We start from the raw sequence: 23,854 nt of genomic DNA, 5'->3' as shown, positions 1-23,854 counted from the left end.
CATGCCCGGATGGTGCCGGGCCGCACCGGATTGGAGGTCGTGGTGAACGCCGAACAGGTCATCGTCCTGCTCACGACCGGCATCGAGATGCCCGACTCCAACCCGGACGCCCTGTACTCCCTGGCGAAGGAGATCGTGGACCAGGGCCAGTCCCTGCGGCCCGCCGTGGAGAGCATCCACGGCCTCTCCGGCGCCGCGCTGTCGAAGTTCGAGGGCCAGGCCGCCGACGCGTTCGCCGACCACCAGCGGGACCTGTCCGCCTACGACATCAGCCCGCAGCTGCAGGGGCTGGACCAGACCTCGGAGCTGGTGCACGGCCTGGGCGTGAACGACCAGACGACCAACTACGAGATCGCCGTGACGGTGGCCAGCTTCGTGGGGCCGATCCTCATCATCCTGGCCACCCCGGCGCTGTGGCCGTACCTGCCGTCCTACATCACGGCGGCGCGCACCATCATCCAGCAGCTCGTCCAGCGGGGGCGGCAGATCGCGGGCAAGCTCGCCAACTACCTCCGCGCGCTGTGGCAGATCGTCGAGGAGGGGCTGGAAGAGGTCGCGCAGACGACGATCGCGCAGCTGGGGGTGATGGCCGACGGCAAGTCCAGCGGCCTGAACTTCAAGGACATCCTCGTCTCTGGTGTCGCCGGGTCGGCCGTGGGTGGCGTGCACGTGGCGCTGCACTGGATCACCGGCCTCAACCAGTGGTTGGCGCAGCAGGCGAAGACCTGGTACGGCAAGGGCACGATCGGGGCCGGTTCGGAGCTGCCCGTCGAGGCGGCGGCCGCCGCGATCCTCGGTGGCGGCTTCGGGGGGATCGCCGCGGGCGGCATCATCGCCTCCAACTACTTCATGTCGGGTGCCGAGCACTCGGCGCACCAGTACGCCCAGGACCAGATGGCCCAGCACGGCGGACCGGGCGGTCCTGGTTCCGGTTCGCCGTGGCAGCAGCCCGACCTCTCCTCGTCGTCCGGTGCGGACTCCACCTCGGGCACGGTGAACCAGGGCCCGGGCACCGAGGTGTCGTCGGACACCTCGCCCGGTGGCAGCGAAGGCAGCACCGGCCAGGGCCCGGACGTCGTGCCGCCCGGTGCGCAACGTCCCGGCGGAGCGGGCTCCGAGGCGCCCTCGCCCGACGCACCGGGTTCGGTGCCGCCACCGCCCGGAGTGGTGCAGGACCCACCACAGGCCGCCCCGTCCGTGCCGGTCCCGCCCGCCGGGAGCACGCCACCCCCGTCGGGTGCACCGTCCAAGGCGCCGCAGCCCGGCACCTCCGGCGGCAGGGGCGGTGCCACGCCGGTCGGTCCTCCGGCGGTCGGGGGACCGGCCGCTTCCCCAGCGGCGGGGCAGTCGCCCGGTGGCACTCCAGCGGGGCCGGGCACCGGTGTCGCGCCGGATGTGGACGGCGTGACTGCGCCGCCGACATCGTCTGGTGGGACTTCCGCGCCAGTTTCCCAGCCGGGTTCGGGCAGTGGTGTTGCGCCTGGCGCGGATGGTGTGACCACGGCGCCGCCCTCGGGTGGCGAAGTCTCCGCACCGGTGTCCCAACCTGGTGTGGGCAGTGGTGGAGTTCCGGGCTTGGACGGCGTCACCGCGCCGCCGTCGTCGTCCGGTGAGGTTCCTGCTCCGGTGTCGCAGCCCGGGGCGGACAGCGGTGACGCGCCAGGCTCGGACGGTGTGACTGCACCGCCGACGTCGTCTGGTGGGACTTCTGCGCCGGTCTCCCAGCCGGGTTCGGGCAACGGTGTTGCACCGGGCACCGACGGCGCGACGACTGCACCGCCGTCAGGTGGCGAGGTCTCCGCTCCCGCGTCCCAGCAGGGGCCGGCGCCGAGCACCGTGGGCGAGGTCGGGCCAGCGCCGGTGGTGGAGGGGCCGGTCACGGCTCCGCCGGTTGGTGGCGCACCGGTTCAGGACGGTGTGAGCACCGAGGCGCCGCCGCCGTACAGCGAGGCCGCAAACCCTGCGCACCAGCAGGCTCCTTCGCCGGAGAGCACGCCGCCGGGGGGCAGGGGAGATTCGTCCCCGAGCGCGCCCGACCAGGACGGCGTCACCACCGACGCACCGCCGTCCTACGACGAGGCGGTCGAGGACGCCCCGCCGCCGTACGGGTCTCCGGACAAGCCGCTCGGCGCACCGACGACGGCAGCCGACACGGCGCAGAACGCGACCCCGACCCGCGACGTGCCCCAGACGTCCACCGGCCAGCAGGACCTCGACCGGACTCTGGGAGGGCTGCCCGGGTTCGAGACGACGTCGGTCGGCGACACCGGAACCTCCACCGATGGCACGCCGGAACAGCTGGGTGGGCGCGCACCGCAGAACGTCGGTCCGCAACCTGCCGCGCCCCCGGCGGGCCAGCAGACCACGGCACCCGCGGGCCAGCAGCCCGCGACCTCCGGCCCCACCGGTCAGCAGACCGGTCCTGCGGGGCAGCAGGGGACTGGCAGCACCAAGCCGAACTCCTCGACCACCCCGCAGGTCGGTCCCGGCACCCCGACCGCCAAGGACGCGCCCGCCGGGGTGGAGGTGTCCGGGTCCTCCTCGCCCCTGGACAGCAAGCTCGAAGCCGAGCCGCCGCGCTCCGAGCTGGCGAGGAGCCGGGACGGCGCCGCCGACCAGCCCAGCCACCCGGAGCACACCCCCGTGCAGGCCCCGAACACGGCGGAGGGTGACCGGAAGCAGGCGCCGAAGTCGCCGGATGGCGAATCCGCGCCCCCGGGGACCGCGCGCCCGACCCGGCCGCGCGACGAGAAGGGCCGCTTCACGTCGAAGAGCCCGAAGGACAACCTGGTCAGCGAACCGACCCGGGACACAAAGCGGGGTGCGGAGGGGCTCCCCCCGCTCTCCGAGAAGGGCGGGTTGTCCAGGTCGGGGCCGGAGAACGCCTACGTCGGCACGCCGGAGAAGGCACCGGTCCGCGAGTTCGCGAGCCCGCTGCCGCAACCGGCGCCGACCGGCTTCGGTGGTGCGCCCTCGGCGAAGCCGAGCACCAGGTGGTCGAGCTTGAACGTGATCTCGGCGGACACGTACGAGGGCGACGAGCGGGAGTTCGTGCAGGAGCGCATGTCCCACCTGCTGGGGGTGAACCCCGGCTTCGAGGAGGGCCTACCGGGACGCACCACGGACTGCCTGAACGCGTCGATCCAGGGGATGAACCGGGACGAGCACCGCGATCGGGCCGCGGAGTTCGTCGCCGATCCGAGCGAGCCGGTGGCCGCGAGCAGGGTCCCCGAAACCGGCCTGGCGCCGTTGACCAAGATGGCGAACGGCTACGACGACGTGTTGGTGCACGCACCGAACCGCACCAAGGACGGCCCGTTGGGCCTGGTGTACCTCTACTCCGGCGACGGTGCGGGGCACTTCATCACCTTGCACAAGGTCGGGGACGAGATGGTCCTCTTCGACTCCCAAGCCGGGAAGCTGGCCTCCCTGGGCAACCCGGAGCAGGTCTGGTTCTCCCCGATGCCCGAGGGCGCGGTGCTGCGCCAGGTGACGGCATCTCCCAACCTGACCACCGAGGACACCGGAGGCGGACCCCGCTCGCAGCCCGCCAGCGCGGCGACTGATCAGGCAGCCCAGCAATCCGTGGACATCGGTGACGCCACGGCGAACCGCGCCTTCCACGACCTGCTCCGGAAGTCGGCTGGCGGGCGGTTCTCCCGGGAATTCGGTGCGGACTACCTCCAGTCCCTGGACCAGAGCATCACCGACCGGCGCGAGCTCAGTTTCGTGGTCAACTCGGTGCTGCCGCACGGCGACGTCGGGCGCATCCGCGAAGTCGTGGAGAGCGTTCGCGAAGGAGCGCGGGGCCTGGAAGGACGGGTGGCCTTCGTCTTCGGCGTCAACGGGTTGAAGGGGTCCGACGAGGAAGTCCAACGAGCCATCGAGTCCGTCGCCGCCGAGATCGAGGACTTGCAGACCCCGATCGCACTGGTGCCGGTCGTGCCGAACGGTTTCAAGAGCGTTGATTCACCGCCGTACGGGACGTTGCGCAACGACACCATGGGCAGCCAGGCGAACCGGGCGGTCGTGGCTGCCATGACGGACCTGGGCACCCACCCGTACCTCTCGTTCCAGGACTTCGACACCGGGTCCAGGCGGGTCGGGTCGTCGTCCGGCCAGCACATCTTCAACCACCTGGAAGACCGGCTCAACGGCACCGCGGACATCGGTGCTGGCCCGATCCGTCCGCTGATGTTCTCCGGCGGCTACCGGCACGCTTCCGGGGACCAGCTGTTCGACGACGTCCTCAACCGCCTGGAGAACCAGAAGCGACGGCTGCAGGACCGGCTGGGCACCGAGCAGAAACCGAAGGCCCGCGAGGCGCTCGAACGTGATCTCAAGCGGACCGAGGAAGGCCTCGACCGCCTGCGGTCCGAGGACACCGACTTCGCGGCGCTGCAGCGGGAGTTCGAGGAGCAGGTGGCAGCGGACATGGCAACGCGCGGTCGGTTGTCCGGCAACCACCCGCTGCACGCCTACTCACCAGAGCCGAACCTCTACGTCGATGGCACCGTGCTGCTCAAGCGCGGACTGGTGATCGGGCCCGGTGACCGGGAGTTCGGGTTCGGCAAGGACGGCGCGGAGTTCCTCAACCTCGGCACGTCCCTGCAGCGGGAGAACGCCAAGGAGTTCGGCGAGCACTACGACAAGCTCATCAAGCAGGCCCCGAAGTCGAGCACCGGGCTCCGTGATGAGCGGGGGCGGCGCCCCCGGACGAAGGACGAGCTGCGCGAGGATGCGCGGGCGCAGGCCCCGGAGCGCCATCCCGTTCGCGGGGTCCCATTCCTGACCGACTTCACCGGGGCCACGATCGAAACGGACCTGACCCGGGTTGCCATGTCGTGGGCCGTGGATGCCCAGTCGACCTACAAGTTGCCGCAGAACCACATCGACCCGGACCGGTTGCGGGGTCGGACGTTCTTGTACGGGCCGGACACCGGCATGGGCGCGGACAAGAAGTCGAAGGCCATCGATGGCACCGACTTCGCCGGGTACCGGGAGCAGTGGCAGGACGGAACCGGAGACCAGTCGGATCCGCTGGTCGCCCACCGCAGCGACGAGCGACCGGCGGTGCCTTCGGGCACGGTCGCCGAGAGCCTGGGCGGGTCGGACAAGAACGTGCTCAACGCCAACATCTCGACGATGTTGAAGCGCTACGCCAAGGACCCGAACCTGAAGGAGCTCCGGGTCGGCGTGTCGGTGGACGCGAAGACCATCGTGGCGCAGAATGCCGCGCTGTCCGCCCAGGCGCCGGCGATGCGTCGGCACTTCCAGCAGTTCCAGACAACCTTCCTGGACCAACCGGGTCGGCTGCGACCAGTGCCCGCCAGCTCCCTCTACGCGCAGGTCAGCGAGGCGGTGCCGGATGCGGGAACGCCGGAGCAGGTGCGGGCGGACACGGTCGCCACCGGAGTGGAGCTGTTCGGTGCGGAGGGCCGGGTGGAGTCCGGGCCCAGCGGTGCTCGCCTGTCCGGACAACCGGCGACGGAGTTCACGCTCCTGAACCGGATCGACAGCCAGTTGGGTCCGTTGGCGGACACCCTGCAGCACGGTCCGTACTCGGGGCAGCGGGACCGGGGGCCGAGCGACGAACTCGTTGGCAGGCTGCTCGCCACCAAGTTGGGGCGCCCCTTGGAGGTGCGCCGTCCTGACGGCAGCGTCCAGCGCCTGGAGCCATTCCCGCGCAACGGCGGCACCGACACCGGCCGGGCGCCCGCTGTGCGGGTCAACGGTCCGGCAGCTCGATCCGACAGCAACGGCCAGCGTTCGGGCGAGGAGGACTCCGGTGGGCCTCCGGGCATGGGCGGCATGCCCTTGTTCAGCAGGCCGGATTACGAAGGGAAGGTCGACGGGAAGGTCTTCGGCTTCTCTCAGGGCGACGTGCGGATTGGGCGCTTGCCAGCGGAGGGGCGGGGTTTCACCGGCTTCACGGTGATTCCGCGGGGCCTGAGCGACGACTTCACCTCCTGGGTCGAGCAGGCCGACGGTCGGCTGCGCATGGTGCGCGAAGGCGGCGGCGAGGTGCCGTTCGCACCAGATGCCGTGGTGGGCGTGCACGTCGAGGGCAACCGGGTGGCCATCCCGGTGAAGAAGGGCGGCGGCCGGACCAAGACCGTGCTGGTGGGCCGCAGCACCGCGGCGGAAATCCTCTCCAGCGCCGCGGGGATGCCCAAGCGGGGCACACTGCTGCTGGTCGGGTCCCGTGCGACTGATCCTGACGCCTTGGTGAAGCTGGGTGAGCGGCTGGTCGAGAAGTCCCCTCGCCTCACCGTCCACACGGGGCCGGTGGACCTGGAACCGCCTGGGCGGGTCCTCGTACGCGACAACCACGCCATGGTGCAGGTGAGTGCACGGACCGAGACCAAGGAGGTCCAGGCCAACACCCTCCTCGGTTCGGTGGTGGTGCGCCGGGCCCGGACCACCGCGGTGGCGTCCCCCTGGGCCGAGATCGCCTCCGGGACCACCGAATCCAGTCGTGAGGGGTATCGGGAGCCGAGGACTGAGTATCGGGAGCCGAGGACTGAGTATCGGGAGCCGAGGACTGAGTATCGGGAGCCCAGGACTGAGTATCGGGAGCCCAGGACTGAGTATCGGGAGCCCAGGACTGAGTACCGGGAGCCCAGGACTGAGTACCGGGAGCCTCGAAGCGAGTACCGGGATTCGAGTGCGGACTCGGAGCCCACCGAGGCGCAGCGGGAAGCAAGGGCCCGGTTCGCGGCTGCGGCCGAGGAGGCCAGGCGTCGGGAGGAGGATGCGCGGGCCCGGTTCGCGGCTGCGGCTGAGGAGGCGCGGCGTCGGGAGGAGGATGCGCGGGCCCGGTTCGCGGCTGCGGCTGAGGAGGCGCGGCGTCGGGAGGAGGGAGCGCGGGCCCGGTTCGCGGAGGAGGCCGAGGAGGCCAGACGTCGGCAGGAGGGTGCGCGGGCCCGGTTCGCGGAGGAGGCCGATGCAGCGGGTCGTCGTCGGCGGGAGCGCTTCGAGGAGTCTGGCCGTCGGCAGGAGGGCACGCGGAGCCGGTTCGCGGAGGAGGCCGAGGCTGAAGGCCGTCGTCGCAGGGAACGCTTCGAGGAGGAGCCACGTCGGCGACCGCAGGAGAGCCGGACCGGCTCCCGGGAGGAGGGGGCGCAGTGGGAACGGCGGCAGTCCGACCGGCGGTCCGACCGCGAGCGTGGCGGCGAGCGCGGCGAGCGGTCGGGCCGTGCTCGGCCTGACTCGTCGCAGCAGGGGCCGAAGAGGACACCGGAGTCGGAGGACCGGAGGCGTCGCGAGAAGCAGGACCCGCCGCCCCCGCCACCTCCGCAAGCACCTCCCTTCCCGAACCACTACGAGACGTTGGGTGTTGCTGAGGACGCTGATCCGCAGGAGATCCGCAGGGCCTACTTCAAGGCAGCGGCACGGTCGCACCCCGACAAGGTCTCGCAGCGGGGCGGGACGGAGGCACAGGTCGAGGCGGCGACGAAGGAGTTCCAGCGGTTCCAGGAGGCCTACGAGACGCTGTCGGATGACAACCGGCGCAAGGACTTCGACCTGAGGCTCAGGCGCATGCGCGCGTCGCGGTCCGGTGGCCCGCGCGGTTTCGGCGGCGCTGCTCCGGTTACCCCGGGCACCGCACCGCAGCGGCCGGGCGTGGTGTCCAAGGAGACCTTCGGCGGTGATCGGGCGCGGCACGACGAGTTCGTCCGCGAGCGCGCGTCGTTCGTGCGGGGCGTGAACCCGGGGGGCTGGCGGGAGAACTGCCTGGACACCTCGATCAAGGTGCTGAACCGGACGACCGACCCGGACTGGGCGACACGTCCGGCCGAGCAGCAGGCGGAGTTCTTCGTGGCGGGTCCCGGCGGCCGGGTCGATCCGCGCGTGGTCGTGGAGTACGGCCTGCCCCCGCTGCGGAGGGCAAAGCGCGGCTACGTCGACGTGGAGTCGTTCCTGCGCGGGCGTGACGAGGACGGCCCGCGGGCGCTGGTGTACGCCTACTTCGGTGGTGGCAACGGGCACTTCTTCACCGCGCACGAGCAGGGCGGCGCGATCACCTACCCCGACGGCCAGGCGGAGTCGCTCGCGACGCTGGGCGATCCCGAGCAGGTGTGGTTCTCCCCGGTGCCCGCGGGCCAGCTCTTCGCCCGGACACCGGGGGTCGCGCGCGAGCTGACGTCGGATCAGGGCGCGCCCCCTGGCCTGGCTGGCGTGCTGCCACGTTCCCTGTACCGGGGGCGGGACCGCCAGGGGTTCCCGGTCGACTTCTTCGGCGACGAGGTGGTGGCGAGCCGGGTCGTGTTGAACAGCGCCAGCTTCCTCAACAGCGATCTGGTCAACCTGATCGGGGATCGGTACCTCTCCCAGAACGTGGTCCGGAGGCTGACGAATGGCGGCAACGACTTCCGCCTGGTTCGCACGCTCCCCGGCGAGCCGGTGACCGAGTCCTTGGAGAAGGCCCCGTCCAGGGGCTTGAGCCGCTTCCACACCAAGAACACCCGCTTGGTCGCTTTGCAGGGCGAGGGCGGCATGTTCGTGATCCCCGTGGCACTCCCCGGCCAACCCGCCACCGAGCTGCTGGTCTCCAGCGGCACCATGGCCCGGATGATCGAGGAGGTGAACACCTTCTTGGGGGCGAAGGATCGGTTCTTCCTGCTCCCCCTCGGCAACCCGGCTCCGGGGACAGCGGTGCAGGTGGCTGAGGAGATCGTCGTCGAGCAACCCTGGGTGTCCGTGGACACCACCGGCGGCGTTGCGGTGATCGCGCCGAGGCGGTTGGTGATCCCGGGGAACGAGGGATTGCTGAGGGTCAAGTCCGAGCGGGTGCCCAGGTCCAGTCCGCCGCGCTTCGTCCCGGTGCGAGTGGAAACCCGGAGAACCCGTTTCACCGATGACGAGGTGACCCGGATCAGGGAGCGCGAAGCGGGCAGGACTGGTGCCGCCGACCCTGGACCGCGTTCGAAGCCGGATGAGCGGTGGGATCCGCATGCGGTGCTGGGTGTTCCGGAGGGTGCGCCGCGGACGGCGATCGATCGTGCGCGCATGCGTGTGTTGTTGTCTGGTCCGTCGGATGAGTTGCGGGAGCGGGTGGAGCGTGCTTACGCGGAGTTGATGGCGGACTTCTCCGGTGAGCAGGAGGGCAGCGGCTCCAGGTCGGATGAGCGGTGGGATCCGCATGCGGTGCTGGGTGTTCCGGAGGGTGCGCCGCGGACGGCGATCGATCGTGCGCGCATGCGTGTGTTGTTGTCTGGTCCGTCGGATGAGTTGCGGGAGCGGGTGGAGCGTGCTTACGCGGAGTTGATGGCGGACTTCTCCGGTGAGCAGGAGGGCAGCGGCTCCAGGTCGGATGAGCGGTGGGACCCGCATGCGGTGCTGGGTGTTCCGCGGGACGCCACGCCGTCGCAGATCGAGCGGGCGCACATGGCGCGGCTGATGTCGGGCTTGGCGGAGCAGGAACGTGCGGATGTCGAACGCGCCTACGCGGAGTTGACCGGCAAGCCGTCTGCCGAGCCGGAGGCAACCGCGGCTGAGAGCTCGGAGGAACGCGCGACCGAGGAACCGGAGGAGGAGACTGCCGAAGCGCCGGAGTCGGAATCCGAGTCGAGCGCGGACGAGGGCCCGTCCGACAAGCCGAACCACTACCAGGTGTTGGGTGTGGCGGAAGATGCCTCCACCGCCGACGTCACCAAGGCGTTCCGGAAGCTGGCGCTGAAGTTCCACCCGGACAAGGCCAAGCTGAACGGGTTGTCGAGCAAGACGGCCAACCGAAAGTTCCAGGAGATCAGCGCCGCGCACGAAGTCCTGTCCGATGCGAAGAAGCGCGCGACGTACGACAGGATGCGCACCGCACCACCGATGCCGGAGCGACCCGGCCCGGGGGGTTACTGGACGCGGGAGCCGCGTTCGAGTTGGTACCACCCGGACCCCGGTTCGCAGTGGGGGCCGTGGGGATCCGGTCGTCCGCGTGGTTGGGGTGGGGCTGCTCCGTCGGTGTCCTCCAGCGCCGGTGCGCGGTCGGATGTCGTGTCCGCGGAGACCTTCGCCGGTGATCCGGCGGGGATGGCCGAGTTCGTGCGCAGGCGCGCGTCGTTCGTGGCGGGCGTGAACCCGAGCGGGGCCCGGAACAACTGCTACCAGACCACGATTCAGACCCTGAACCGGGCCGCGCACCGGGCGCGGGCGGCGGAGTTCGTGGCCGCCCCGGTTGGCCCGGTGGACCCGGGGCGCGCCTGGGAATCCGGTCTGCCGCCGCTCCAACGGGCGCGGAACGGCTACGACGACGTCGTGTCCTACCTGGGCCGCGAGGACAGGGAGAGCCCGCACGTCGCGGTGTACATCCACCTCGGTGGCGACGATGGCCACTTCTTCAGCTTGCACGACCTCGACGGCCTGACGATCGCGCTCGACGGGCAGCTCGAGTCGCTGGCGTCCCTGGGCAGCCCGGAGCAGGTCTGGTTCGCGCCGATGCCGGAAGGCGCCGTGCTCACACCGCTGCTCTCCGACCCGCCGCCCAGCTTGCTGGACGTCGATGGGCCACCCGGCTCCGCCGGTGTGCGCGAGGAGATAACGCGCACCCGTGAGCTGTTGGAGCAGATCCAGCGCGAGCAGGACGCGCTGCGGAGGCAGCTGGAAGCGAGCCAGCGGCGGGAAGAGGCGGACCGCCTCGAGTGGGAGCGCGCCGAGGCGGCCCGCAGGCAGCGGGATGCCGAGCGCCAGCAGCGCACAGCAGCGCGTCGACAGCAGGACGAAGCGCACCGGCGGTGGCAGCAGGCCGAACGTGAGCGCCTCGCCCGGGAAGCCGAGGAGGACGCGCGCCGCACCCAGGAGGAGTGGGACCAGGCTCAGGAACGGGCCCGTCGCGATTGGGAGGACCAGAACGCGCGGGATCGGGAGCGGGCTCGGGCGCGGCAGCGGGAGTGGGACGACGACCGTGAGCGTCGACCGCGCACCGCGGTCCCGCGTGATCACTACGCGGTGTTGGGGCTGCGCCGGGACGCGCGCCCGGGCGAGATCACGGCGGCGTACCGGCGGCTGGCGCTGCGGCACCACCCGGACCGGGTGGACTCGGCGGGCCGGGCGGCGGCGACCGCGAGGTTCCAGGCGATCAACGAGGCGCACGAGGTCCTGTCCGACCCGCGGCGGCGGCGGATCTACGACGCGACCAGACCCCCTGGTTTCGGTGGGGCCGCTTCGGCGGTGTCTCCCAGCAGCGCACCGCAGCGGTCGGACGTCGTCACCGCGGAGTCCTTCGAGGACGACCAAACGCGGGAGTCGTTCGTGCGGCGCCACTCCTCGCGTCCGCTGGGCGTGAACAACGCCGCCACCGGAGGCCGGACCAACAGCGTCGCGGCCGCCATCCAGGTGCTCAACGACGACGCGCGCCGCACCCTGGCCACCGGTCCGAATGTCGACGGGCAGACCGGGGGCCTGGCGCAGTCCGGCGACCCGGTGCGCACCCCCTCCAGGGAGGTCGCCGAGCTCGCCCGGGACGAGCAGTGGCAGCTCGACGGCCCGATCGACGGTGCCGTGCTGCGGGCGCGGATCAAGGAGCTCGCCGAGGCCGATGAGGCGCTGGCGGAGTCCGTCGACCTCGCCTTCGCCGACGAGAACCTGGCGAACGGCTGGCCGCAGCTGCTGGAGGGCCTGTTCACCAAGAACCTCGGCGAGCGCGCGAATCGCGGGCACGAGGTGACCCTCGCGGTGACCGAGCTGTCCCTCCCGGACGACCCGCGCACCGCCTCGACGGGCACTTCGGTCGACGCGGCGAAGCCCTCGGTGCGGACGGTGACGTCCAGCAGCCGGGCCAGCACGATCGCCACCCCCTTCCAGTTCCGGGTGCCGACGCCCTACGTCGTGGTCCACGGTCGGGTCGATGGACTGTCCGCCCACGCGCGGGGCTCCGGGCTCAGCTCGGCCACCGAGCACCGGGGCACCACGAAGATCACCGAGGTGGTCTCGCCGGGGCGCAGCGGTCGGCACCGGGCGACCATCGAGATCACCGTCCGGAAACCGGCGAACCGGGTGGGCGGCGAGGCCACCACCTCGCGCGGCGAGGTCACGGTCGACGTCCCGCTGAAGTCGGTGCCGACCGAGCCGCGCGCGGCGACGCCGGAGTCCCCCGAGACCGTCGAGCTGGCCAAGTTCTCCGGCACGGGCGGGATCTACCAGGCGGTGCAGGACGAGCTCGGCAACCCCTTCGTGGTGAACGACCCCGAAGCCCGCCGTTTCCGCGAGTGGCTCGCCGGGCTGGACGGCGAGTCCGGCCCGCTGCTGGGCGGCCGACTGGTCCGGGACTCGTTCTCCTTCAAGGGGGTCGGCTCCCCGGTGGAGGTCGCCGTCGGAGTGGGCCGGGTGCGCGAGGTGCACCGGCTGCCCGCGGTCGGCGGAACGGTCGAGCGCACCGACGAGGTGGTCGGCGAGACCACTGTGGACGACTCGCTCACCCGCAAGACCGGTGGCGCGCTGTTCGTGGGGGGTGGCGACATCACCGGGGCCAGCGGTGTCGTACTGGGGCCGGTCCGCGAGCGGGCGAACAGCAGCAAGGTCAGCGGGGCCACCAAGGAGAGCTACGGCAGCAAGCAGACCACGAAGTACACCGGCCCCCTCGACAAGCAGCGCGGACGCCTGGACTACGTGGTGCTCGTGGAACGCCACGACGGCGAGCAGTCCGACGGGCCGGAGGAGGCGCGGGACGGCTCGCGCGGGGCGGTCGAGGTGCCGGGCGCGGTGACGCTGTGGTCCGCACCGCGCGACGCCCGCTGGGTCTCCGGCGTCGTTCCGAGCGGGCGAACGCCCGCCGCCGAGCAGCGGCGGCAGGCCCCGGACCGGGTCGGCGCGCGCTACCACCTGCCGGAGGCCACCGTCGACGTGCTGGTCGGCCCGGCCCTGTCCAAGCTGGCCTCCGACGGGCAGGTCCCGGTGCGCGACCTGCCGGAGATCGCCGCGAAGTTCCGGGCGTTCGTGCGCGACCACGGCCGGGAGATCGTCCGCGGCAGCGGCGCGAGGTTCCCGCTCAGCTCGTTGGTGCGCGGAGCGCCCGACGTGTTCCTCAAGGGCACCATGCGCGACTCCGAGGGCAAGGACCTCGACCGTGGTCGCCGGCGGAGCGGGGGCGCCGAACTCACCGCTGGGCACGAGCGCGAGTCTGGGGCGGTCGAGTCGCGGAGCACCGTCACGGGCCTCGCCGGGATCGGGCTCGACGGCATCGTCTGGACCAACCTCAAGGGCTTGACCAGGAACAAGAGCAGCCAGTCCAGTCGGGCGCTCAAGCAGAAGGCCAGCCACCAGCCGCTGGTGACCACCGACCAGCCGCTGCACGAGTACGAGTACCCGGTGGACTTCGAGGTCCGCGTCGGGGGCACCTGGTCGTCACCGGGCGAGCAGGTGGGCCTGTCCGAAAGTGGCGGGACCGACCTGGTCGGTGCCGTCCACGTGGCGGCGCCCGAAGTGCCCGGGCAGGCACTCCGGCAGGTCGGTGCGGAGCCGGGCACGGCCACCGGCTGGCAGGGCGGACGGCCACCGACCCCGGAGCGGGCGGGGCACCTGACCGCCGACTCCGAGCTGGACCTCTACCAGCCAGCTCCGGACCTGCTGCCGACCGCGGCGGACATGCTGCGTCCCCGGCGGTCCCGTCGCGGGTGGGAATGGTTGAAGCTGCCGTTCATCGGACGTCGGCCGGCGGATTTCGACGAGCACCGCGACCGAATGCTGCGCAGCAGGCCCGGCGCGGCGAGCGAGCGCAACCCGGCGCTCGGCGCGCTGGAGAACTTCACGAGCCTGGGCAACCAGACGGCCCGGTTCGGCCGCGCCTCGGTGCACCGGGAGTCGGCGACGCTCAAGACCCACAACCACGGCAGCCTGGCGGGCAACCGGGAGCTGTTCGGGCGGATCGACCGGGAGGTCCGGCTGGGCAACCCGGTCATCGTGCGCCGCGACGACGACCACGTGTTCACCCGGAGCGCGGACCGCTCCACGGAGACCTCGGTGGGCGACAAGAAGTCGTCCGGCGGGCGGCTGGCGGGCGGGATCACGCTCTTCTTCCCGGCCCGGAAGCTGATGGCGGTGGGCGTCGACTTCAGCGGCGAGTACAACCGCACGCGCGGCAAGTCGGCCAGCGAGGCGGACGAGACCGGGACGGGCACCGGGAGCACCCGCCGCGAGCGGGGCTACCTGGTCCGCTACGAGGCGACCCACGAGTTGCGGACCTCCGTGCGGCGGCGGTGGCAGGACCTCCTCCACGCGGTCCGCGACGGCCACGCCAAGGACGACGCGAAGTGGTCCCGCAGCACGGTCGAGATGTGGGTCCCGGCCAGCGAGGTCGACCAGGTCGGTGAGCTGTCCCCCGAGGACGTCGACCTGCTGGCTCCGGAGGACGCGGAGCGGTACCGCGCCACCCACCCGGGTGCCGACCAGCAGGCCGGGCCGGTCGAGGTGCCCGACGTGCGACCACCGGCCAACGTCGGCCGGGGCAGCGGTGACGTGGCCCTGCACCGGCCGGAGGCGGGGCGCGAGTTGGCGCAGGTGATCACCGCGCAGTTGGACGGGGTGGCCCGCGAGCAGCAGGACCAGCGCGCGCAGCGGTTCCAACCCCCGTCGCAGGAGCGGGTCGACCGGGTGCGGGCGGCGCTGCGCGAGTTCGTGGACCGGGTGCTCGGTCCACCGGACCCCCGCCACTTCGCCGTCATGAACGACTCGCTGCTGCACAGCGAGCTGGCCCCGGTGTTCAGCTCCCCGGACGCCGCCCTGGCGGTGGAGGAGATCATCAACGGCGGGCTGCCGCTGGTGACCACGGCCGACACCCCGTACGGCCAGGTCGAGCAGCTCGTCATCGTGCGCGGCAGGCTCGGCGGTGGCCGGTACCACGGCACCACCCACGAGCGGCGCACCCACCGGCAAGGGGGCACCCAGCAGCACGCGGCGGGCCAGGAGCTCACCAACTCGGGCAACTTCACCCTCTCGGGGGTGCTCTACCCGCTGACCAATCACAACGCGAACCTGATCGCGATCGGCGCCTACGGGGCGTACAGCAGCACCGAGGGGAACCGGTCCGGGCGGAGGAACACTGACGCGGTCACCGAGGAGGAGACCGGCGCGCACCACCAGTTCGTGCACGACCTGGTCATCGACCAGCTCGACGTCTACCCGCACGCGAGCACCGGGACCTACCGGAAGATCCTGGCCGGGTGGGCTTCGGTCCCGGCGACGTTCGGCGAACCGCAGCGCGTCGAGCCGTTCACCGTCGCCAACGCCGTGCGCACGACCGTGCCGGAGGCGGAGGTGCTGCGCTCCGGGGAACCGGCGCGGACCCCCCTCGCCGAGCAGCGGGGGTCGCTGCGGATCTGGCACGTCTCCCAGCGCCGGTCGCCGGGTTTCGCACCGGACTCGATCGTGCAAGTGCGGCCGTTCGAGGCACCGAAGCTCCGCGCGCAGCTGAGGCAGCTCATCGACGGCGACGGCGACCGGCCAGCACTGGGCTCGAAGGCGGCGGGACTGGTCGCGGAGACCACCGGCAGCAAGTTGCGCGCCCACCTGCCGTCCGCCATGACCACGTCCGGTCACGCGGTCAAGGTGGGCGTCGGGAACATGTCCAAGGTGGACATCACCGTCGACCTCAGGAAGCGGAAGGTGCTGCGGGCGGTCAAGGTCCGCTCGTTCAGCCGCGAGCGGGAGACCGAGCGCAGCGTCCTGTCCACGACGCAGCGCAGCTTCGGGGCAGGACCTTCCGTCACCATCGACACCCGCGAGGCGTCGATCGAGGGCGCGAACTACCGGCCCTTCCAGCAGCTGGTCGAAACCGCGCCCATGAGCGTCGACCACGACACCTCACACGAGCTCGGCTTGTCCGCCACCACCAGGACCAGTTCGACCGCGGAGGTGATGTACAAGGTCTCGGCGGTGCCGCACTGGCACGTCTACCCCAGGTACGGCGACAGCATCGTCCCGAAGCGGTGGCGGCGCCGGCTGAGCACCGGGCCCGACGAGCCGATCGAGATGTGGGTGGACCGCAAGGGTCTCGCCGACCTCGGGTTCGACCCCGACGACGTGCTGGTGACCGAGGACTTCACCCGGGATGACGAGCGCCCGAGGCGCTTGAGCACCATCGTGGAGGAGCTGGAGCCCGACGAGGACCCACCCACCGCGGAGTTCCGGGCGCGGTACCCGCAGCTGTGGGGGGTGAACGCGGAGAAGTACGCGCAGGGCGCCGAGGACCACACGCAGAACTGCGGTCAGGCGCTGATCGCTGCGGAGCAGACCCTGACCGGCGGCACGACGATCCCGGCGGCCGCGGGCGGCCCGATGACTGTCGGCGCGCTGAGCGAGCACTTCGCCCGTGCCGTGCAGGCGGACCACGCCGAGGTCCTCGCGCACATGGGCGCCCAGGACACCGGGGCCTGGGGCGCGGTCTTCCTCGGCAACGGCAACGGTGTCGCGCACGTGGTCATGGCGGAGAAGGGGCAGGACGGCCAGGTCCGGTTCATCGACCAGCAGCAGGGGGTGGTGGTCGGCCCAGACCCGCGTGAGGTCATCGGTTTCATGCCCTTGACCAGGACCGGGACCACCTCGCTCGGCGGCCGGGGCTTGGCCCCGGACCTCCTGGTCGGGATGCCAGCCCGCAGCGGCGCGGGCGGTCGACCACAGCTGCGCCGGACAGCGGCCAGCAGTCGGGTGCCCACGTTGGCGCGCAGCGACGGCCAGGCCGACCTCGCCGCGCTGGCCGCCCAGCAGGTGCGGTTCACCGGGACGGACTCGCGGGGCAGGCCGGTCACCTTCACCGCCGCCAACGTCACCTGCTCGCGCGAGCTCGACGCGCGCGGTGTGGAGAAGGTGTTCAACTTCAGGCGAGGTGGCTCCGAGTCCGTGCGGATCTGGGCGGCCAGGCTCGACCGGGTGCCCACCGTGGTGCGGACGCTGCCCGGCGAGCGGGTGGTGGACCTGCGCGAGGCCAGGTTCCGCGCCGGTGGCCACGCCGACGCACCGTGGCGCAACCCGGCCTGGGTCGTCGCCGAGACCGACGGCAGCCACTTCGTGCTGGAAGTCGAGCACGGCGGTCGGGACATCGAGGTTCGGGTCACGGGGGAGGAGCTCCGGCGCATCGCGGAGGAGAAGGGCTGCTTCGACGAGAACCCCCACCGCGAGGTCGTCCTGCTCGGCCAGGGCAGTGATCGGCTCGACGCCGCGCTCGACTTCGCCCGCGACGATGCCGACGTCTTCGTCCCCCGGGCCAGGCCGCAGCTCATCCCCGGTGGGTCGAGCGCTGGCGGGCCTTCCGCGATCGCCGTCGCCGACAACCAGGGGTGGCAGACCCTCCGGTCTGGCCGGATCGACCGGGTCCTTACCGGCACCCAGTACACCGACGACGAGGTGCGCCGGGTCCGCGAGGCGGAGGCCGCGCTCGCCGGGGGTAATCCGGGTGCCGAACCCCTGGCCGCGGTCGACGCGGAAACCGGTGCGCGGTTCGAGTTCTCCGCGCCGGATGTTCGGGCCAGTGTGTCGCTCAACGCGCGGCGGCAGGCGAACCTGCTGAACTTCGGTCCGAGCGAGACCACCGACGAGCTCGCCGCGTGGGACGCCACCTTCGAGTCGGTCGAGCTGGTGGCCCGCACCACGCCCACCGAGCAGCGCCCCGATCCCGGGATGTCCAGCGCCACCGACACCCGGCTCGCCCCGGCCCCCTGGGCCGCCCGCCCGATCTGGGTGAAGGTCGACGTCGTGGGCGGCAAGTTCCGCATCCAGCTGCGCAGCGACGGCGCGGTGCGCACGGCCCTGGTCTCCCCGGAGACCTTCCACCGGCTGCTCAACGACGTCGCCCAGTTCCGCAGGCTCCGCGCCCACAACCCGGACTCCGACCTGGTCCTGCTCACCAACGGCACCGGACCGGCCGAGTCGCGGCCGGAGACCGCGTTCGCCCGCGCGGCGCGCGCCACCGGCGACCCGATCACCGTCCACTTCGGAGCGCGGCCGGTGCACCTCGCGCGCACGGACGAACGGCGGTCCCTGCGCTGGCCCACCGTCGAGCACAACGGCGGTTGGTTGAGCGTCGACGCGGACGGTGCCGTCCAGGTCAGTCGCGAGACGCAGTACACCGACGAGGAAGTCGACGACATCGTCCAGCGGCACAACGACGAGCTCGGCCCGCTCCCGCTGTACTCGCCACCGCCGCCGCTGCCGCAGTACGAGGACGTCGTCCGAGGTGACCAGCCAGCGGTCCTGCCCGCGTACGACGAGGCCGCCGCGTCGGACTCGGTGATCACCGCGGAGAGCTTCGGCGGGGACGACGCCCTGGCGGCGAGGTTCTTCCGGGAGCGGTTCCCCGATCTCGCGGGGGTGAACGCGCAGCAGTACGCGCACCGCGTCGAAGGACGCACCAGGAACTGCGCGGAGGCGCTGATCGCGGCCGAGCAGACGCTGCACCCCGCGTCGGGTGATCTGGTGGTGGAAGCCCTCGCCGGTGGGCCGGTGCCGCTCGGGGAGCTGGCGGAGCGACTCGATGTGCAGGGGCACGTGGTGCAGGCGCAGTTCGGCGATGTCGTCGCGCACCTGCGCGGGCACGGAGTCGGCACGTGGGCGGGTGTGCTGGTGCGCGGGGCGGACGGCATGGCGCACGCCGTCCTCGCGCAGCGGGACTCCAGCGGTCGCATCGTCTTCGCCGACCCGCACCGGGGGACCACCCCTCCGGTCGGGCCGCACAACGTGCTCGGGTACCTGCCGCTTCCCAGCCTCGGCTCCACGCCGATGCCGGGCGAGCAGTTGGACGCAGCACTGCCGGTCGGCGCACCGGCCGGGGAGGGGTCGCTGCGCAAGCGCCTGGGACGTCGCGTGTTCGGCCGCGGTGACCGGGGCCAGGCCGAGGCCATGCGGGACGCGCTCGACGACCACTTCGCGGGCCGGACCTCGGACGCGTACTTCGAAGCGCACCTGGCGGTGGAGCTGCACCTGGACAGCGGCCGGGTGCCGGACGTCGCTGCGCTGGCCCGCCGCTTCGGTGAGCGGGTGGCCCGGCAGGCGGTCGCCTCGATGGCGGTCCAACGGGTCCGGGCCCGGGGACCGATCACTCCCGAAGCCCTCGGCAGAGCGCTCGGCGTCGACGAGGCGCAGGCCCGGGTGCTGATCGAGGCCGCCGCCGTGGTGGAGGTGCAGGCGCGGGCGGACGAAGGCTCGCCGATGACGGCCGGTGAGCTGGTCGAGCGCTTCGGCGTCGCTGCGGCCGACGCCCCGCGGCTGATCACCGAAGCCATGGCCCGCACCGCCACCAACTTCACGCAGCACTACCCGGACCTGGGCCGCACCCCGCACGCCATTCCCGAGGAGCTGGCGGACTGGTTCGGCGTGCCGCACCGGGAGGCAGCCGAGCGGATCGCGGCGTTCGTGGATGCCGAGGTGCGCGCGGCCGCGAACAACGGTCGCCCGCTCACCGCGGAGAGCCTCGCCAAGAAGTTCGGCCCTTCCAAGCGCTGGGCCGCCGACCGCATCACAGCGGCGGTGCGCGCCGAAGCGCAGGAGTCGGTGGGCCGGTGGAACCACCGCACCGCAGGGGAGCTCGCGGCCAAGTACGGCATCAGCGCTGAGCTGGCGCAGCGGCAGGTGGTGGGTGCTGCCTTCGCCGCGGTGTCCACCTCCCGGGGGAGCGTTGGCTCCGAGGTGGGCGAGTTGCTGACGAGGGGCGGGGTCGACCCAGCGACGATCGGCAGGCACGTCGATGCCCTCGCCGGCGAAGACGTCCGCGCGGGTGCGGACGTGCTCCGGCGCGTGACCGCTGGTGGGCTGGCTGCCCGGTACGGGCGGAGCACCGAGTGGGCGGCGGGACGCATCGAGGCAACTGCGCTCGACCACGTCCTCGACGTCGCGGACATCAGCATGGTCGCCCCCCTGCCCGAGCTGTTCGACCTCGACCCCAACCGCGGACGCGTTGCGGGGTTGCTGGGCGACGTGGTGCGCAGGGCAGCTGACCTCGGTCGGCCGCTGCACCCCGGCCACGCCCTGTTCACCAGCAGTCGGATGTCGGAAGCGGCGAGCCGCCGCCTGATCCAGCAGGTCGCGCTCGCCGATGTGCTGGGAGCTGCGAGGAACCGTCGTGCGTGGACGTTCGCTGCCATGGCGGGCAAATACGGCCTCAACGCCACGGACTTCCGCAAGTTCGTCAACGACTCCGCGCTCGCCGATGTGACGAGCGCTGCCGCCGTGGGGAGGCCGTTCAGCGCGGCGCAACTGGCCGCGAGGTACGGCATACCCGGTGGGTGGGCGCCCGGTCGGCTCGCGGCCGCGGCAGGCCGCGCGGTGCGGGATGCGGTGCGGGATCGCCGACCGCTCCCACCGGAGGTGCTCGCCAAGCGGTACCGGATCAGCCCCGAGGCGGCCAGGTCCGAGATCCGGGCTGCGGCGCCTGCCATCGCGCGTCAGCTCCGCCAGACCGGCGCGGACGATCGGGAAGCCGCCGCCAATCTCCAGGCCCTGTTCGACATGGGCAGCGACGAAGCCCGGCGCCAGGTGCGTGATGCGCGCAATGTGCTGGACGATTCCGACGGCGAATCCGTCCTCGGTGGATGGGTGCCCGTCAACCCGCCTGCGGCACCGCCCGCCGGGACGGCGTTCTACGCGCTGCCGAACCCCAGCGCGTCCACTGTGGGCAGTGAAACGGACTCGGAGCTCTGGGATCCGATCACGCCCGTGAACCCCAGCACGGGTGAGGCCCTTGCCCGGATGGACTTCCGCACCCGGTTCCCGGAGCTGTCGGGGGTGAACGCGGAGAAGTACTCGCAGCGCCGAGAAGGGCACACGCAGAACTGCGGCCAGTCGATCGTCGCGGCGGAGCGGACGCTGGCCACCGGTGAGCTGGTGACGGCCGACGCCGGTGATCCGATGCCGATCGAGGATTTGGAGCGCCGCCTCGGCGCGCGGCCGGGACAGGCCGTGCGCGCGTCGCGCGATGACGTGGTGGCGCACATGCGCGGTCAGCGTGCGGACGCGGGTGCGCTCCTGTCCGGTGAGAACGGACTGGTGCATGCCGTTCTCGTTCGCCGGGAACCCGGTGGAAACGTCGTCTTCGCCGACCCGCAGCGCGGAGTCCTCCCCGAGGTCGGACCGCAGGACGTGGTCGGGTACGTGCCCCTCCCGAGGCTCGGTTCGACGCCGATGCAGGGCGAACCCCTTGCTCGCGGCACCCGCGTCGGCGCACCGCCCCGGAGTGGTGCGAGCAGGCTGGGGCGCTTGGTCGGTCGACCCAGCAGCGCTGAAGCGGCCTTCGTCAACAGGTTGCGCTCGTACGGGGTCCAGCCGCCCAGCGGACCGCTCCGGTTCACGGCCGATCAGCTGGCGTTGGAGGCCGAGCAGTTCGGGGTGAACCGCGAGCGGGCCTTGGCCGCGGTCAACGCGGCGGCCCGCGCCGAAGTGCGTGCGGCGCTGGAGCGCGGCCACCCGCTGGGCGGGGAAGAACTGGCGAAGATGTTCTTCCTGCCCGACCGCTGGGGCTTCGACCGGATCACCGACGTGGTGCGGGAAGACCTGCGCGGCAGCAGTGGCACGGTCCACGACCTGGCCAGCAAGTACCGCCTCGACCCCCCGCTGGTCGCGCGCGCGGTCGTGGCGGAGGAGAGCGCGAAGCTGCGGGCGAGGACCGGCCGGATCGTGCTGCCGGACCTGGTGAAGCGCACCCAGCGGCACGGGATGAGCGAACTGTTGGTGCGGGATCGGCTCGTCGCGGCCGCCGAGGCCGACGTGCGCGAGGCCGCGGACCGGATGGAGCCGCGGACTCCCGCGGAGCTGGCGCAGGAGTACGGGTTTTCGCCCTACGACGCGGTGGACGTCGTCCGCAGGGCGGCGAACCACCACGTCGCCGAGGCGTCGGACGCGGGTCTCCGGGTGACGCGACAGGACCTCGTGCGGAAGTTCGGCCAGGAGGTCGGCAGGTTCACCGACGAACACCTCGGCCTGCACCGCCAGCGCACGGGAGCGGTGGTGGAGCCGGAGAACGAGGCGCCGCCAGGGTACGACGCCCTGGTGGCACCCGGTCCTCAGTACAGCGAGCACGTCACGGAACCGTCCGAGCTCTCCATCACCGTGGCGAGCTTCGGCGGTGACGAGGTCGTCGCCGCGGCGTACTTCCGCTCCCGCTTCCCGCAGCTGGCGGCGGTGAACGCCCACCGGTACGCGCAGCGCGAGCCGGGGCACGTGGTGAACTGCGTGCCGTCGGTGATCGCGGCGGAACGGACGCTGGCGACGGGCACGACCGTGGCGGCGGGCGCGGGCGATCTGACCGCAGTCCGGTCGATCGCCGGTGGCCCCAAGGTGCGGGCAGGCTACGACAGGGTCGTCGCGCACATGGCGGGCCAGCCCCCGGGTGCTCTCGGCCGGGTGTTCCTGAGCCGCCCGGGCGCGCCCCGGGTGTTGCACGCGGCGCTGGTCGAGAAAGGAGCGGACGGCAAGGTCCGGTTCGTGGACCCGCAGCGGGGAACCATCCCTGACGTGGGTCGGCACAACGTGATCGGCTTCCAACCGTCACCGCAGCACGGCGCGGAGCCGATGCAGGGTGTCCCGCTCGACCCCGACCTCCTGGTCGGCAGCCCCGACCCGGCGGGGGAACCCCCGACGCAGAGCACGAACAGCTTGTTCACCAACGCCGGGGACGACAGCCCGCCGACCAGCCACTCGGCCAACAGCGACAAGTCGCCGTCGGTGGTGTCCGGCTGGAAGGCTGCTCTGGGGAGTCCGGACGCGAGCTATTCGGCAGGGGTGGACAAGAACGGCAAGCTGGTCTACTTCAAGCGGGACCGGGTGCAGGCCACCGCCTTGAAGGACTGGAACGACAGACCGATCGGTGTGACGTTCCAGACGAAGCCGGAGGAACTGGCCAACCTGCAGTCCTTCGCGAAGACGGGCAACGAGGTCACCCGCCAGTACACGCGGTTGTACCCGCCGGGGACGACGGTCCCCACCCCCAACGGGGCCGCGCCCCAGAACGCGAAGATGGAGTGGGCGAAGAAGTTCGAGGATGAACCGTTCTACCTCAACGCCCACGCCAAGCCGGATTCGTTCGAGATCACCACGGACAGCGGCGAGGTCCTGTCCGTCGAGGGGAAGACCTTCGCCAAGGTCATCAACGACTCCGCGGTGTTCCAGTCCGCGGTCGCTGAGAACGAGCGGTTGTCGGGCAAGCCGGTCAGCTCTTACCACCTGATGGCGTGCTCCGCGGGCAAGATCGACGGCCCGGGCGGCGCGGCGCACGACTTCCAGCGGACGGAGTCCGAGCGGTTCGGGCGTCCGCAGCCGGTCTACGCATCGACCGAAACGGACGTCACCCACCGCCTCGGCCACCACGGTGTGCTGAACGGCGGCACGTGGCGCAAGTTCAGCGGTGGGCCCAGCACACCGGGCGTGTAGAACTCCCGCTCAGCACTGCGGTTCTCCCGGCCCGAGGAGTGTTGCCACCCGGGGTGAGTAGGCGTGGTCGAGCACCAGTGAGGCCGCGCCCACCGCTGTGGCGTCCTCACCGATCAGGGTTGGGCTCACCTGGACCGGGCGGACCTCGGGGGCCCAGACCTGTTGGGCCCAAGGTGCGGGCTGGCTACGACCGGGTCGTCGCGCACATGACGGCCCAGCGCCCAGGCGCGTCGGGCCGGGTGTTCCTGAGCCGCCCCGGCTCGCCCCGGGTGCTGCACGCGGCGCTGGTCGAGCGGGGGGCGGACGGCAAGGTCCGGTTTTTGGACCCGCAGCGGGGAACCATCCCCGACGTCGGGCGGCACAACGTGATCGGCTTCCAGCCCTCACCGCACGGCGCGGAGCCGATGCGGGGCGTCGCGCTCGACCCCGACCTCCTGGTCGGGGCCAGAGGGCGGCAACCCCGACGCGTCGGGGAGTCCCCCGGAGCGGGAGCACTACAAGCCCCCGGCCG

The 23,854-nt window shown here is 72.0% G+C and carries 1 protein-coding gene and 1 pseudogene; both read left to right on the top strand.

Annotated elements, in window-relative coordinates; all coding sequences use genetic code 11:
- The first annotated feature begins 42 nt into the window (after nt 1-42).
- Nucleotides 43-23,343, top strand: a complete 23,301-nt coding sequence (locus tag ABT324_RS10840; RefSeq protein WP_351174867.1) for a DnaJ domain-containing protein — start codon at nt 43-45, stop codon at nt 23,341-23,343.
- Nucleotides 23,301-23,672 (top strand): annotated as a pseudogene (locus tag ABT324_RS10835) (hypothetical protein); the annotation flags it as partial. The gene ABT324_RS10840 and the pseudogene ABT324_RS10835, both read left to right, overlap by 43 nt.
- Nucleotides 23,673-23,854: the final 182 nt, after the last annotated feature.

Origin of the sequence: Saccharopolyspora sp. NPDC000359 (assembly GCF_040300525.1) — a bacterium.
Taxonomy (GTDB): domain Bacteria; phylum Actinomycetota; class Actinomycetes; order Mycobacteriales; family Pseudonocardiaceae; genus Saccharopolyspora.
This window is presented reverse-complemented; position numbering and strand designations above follow the sequence as displayed.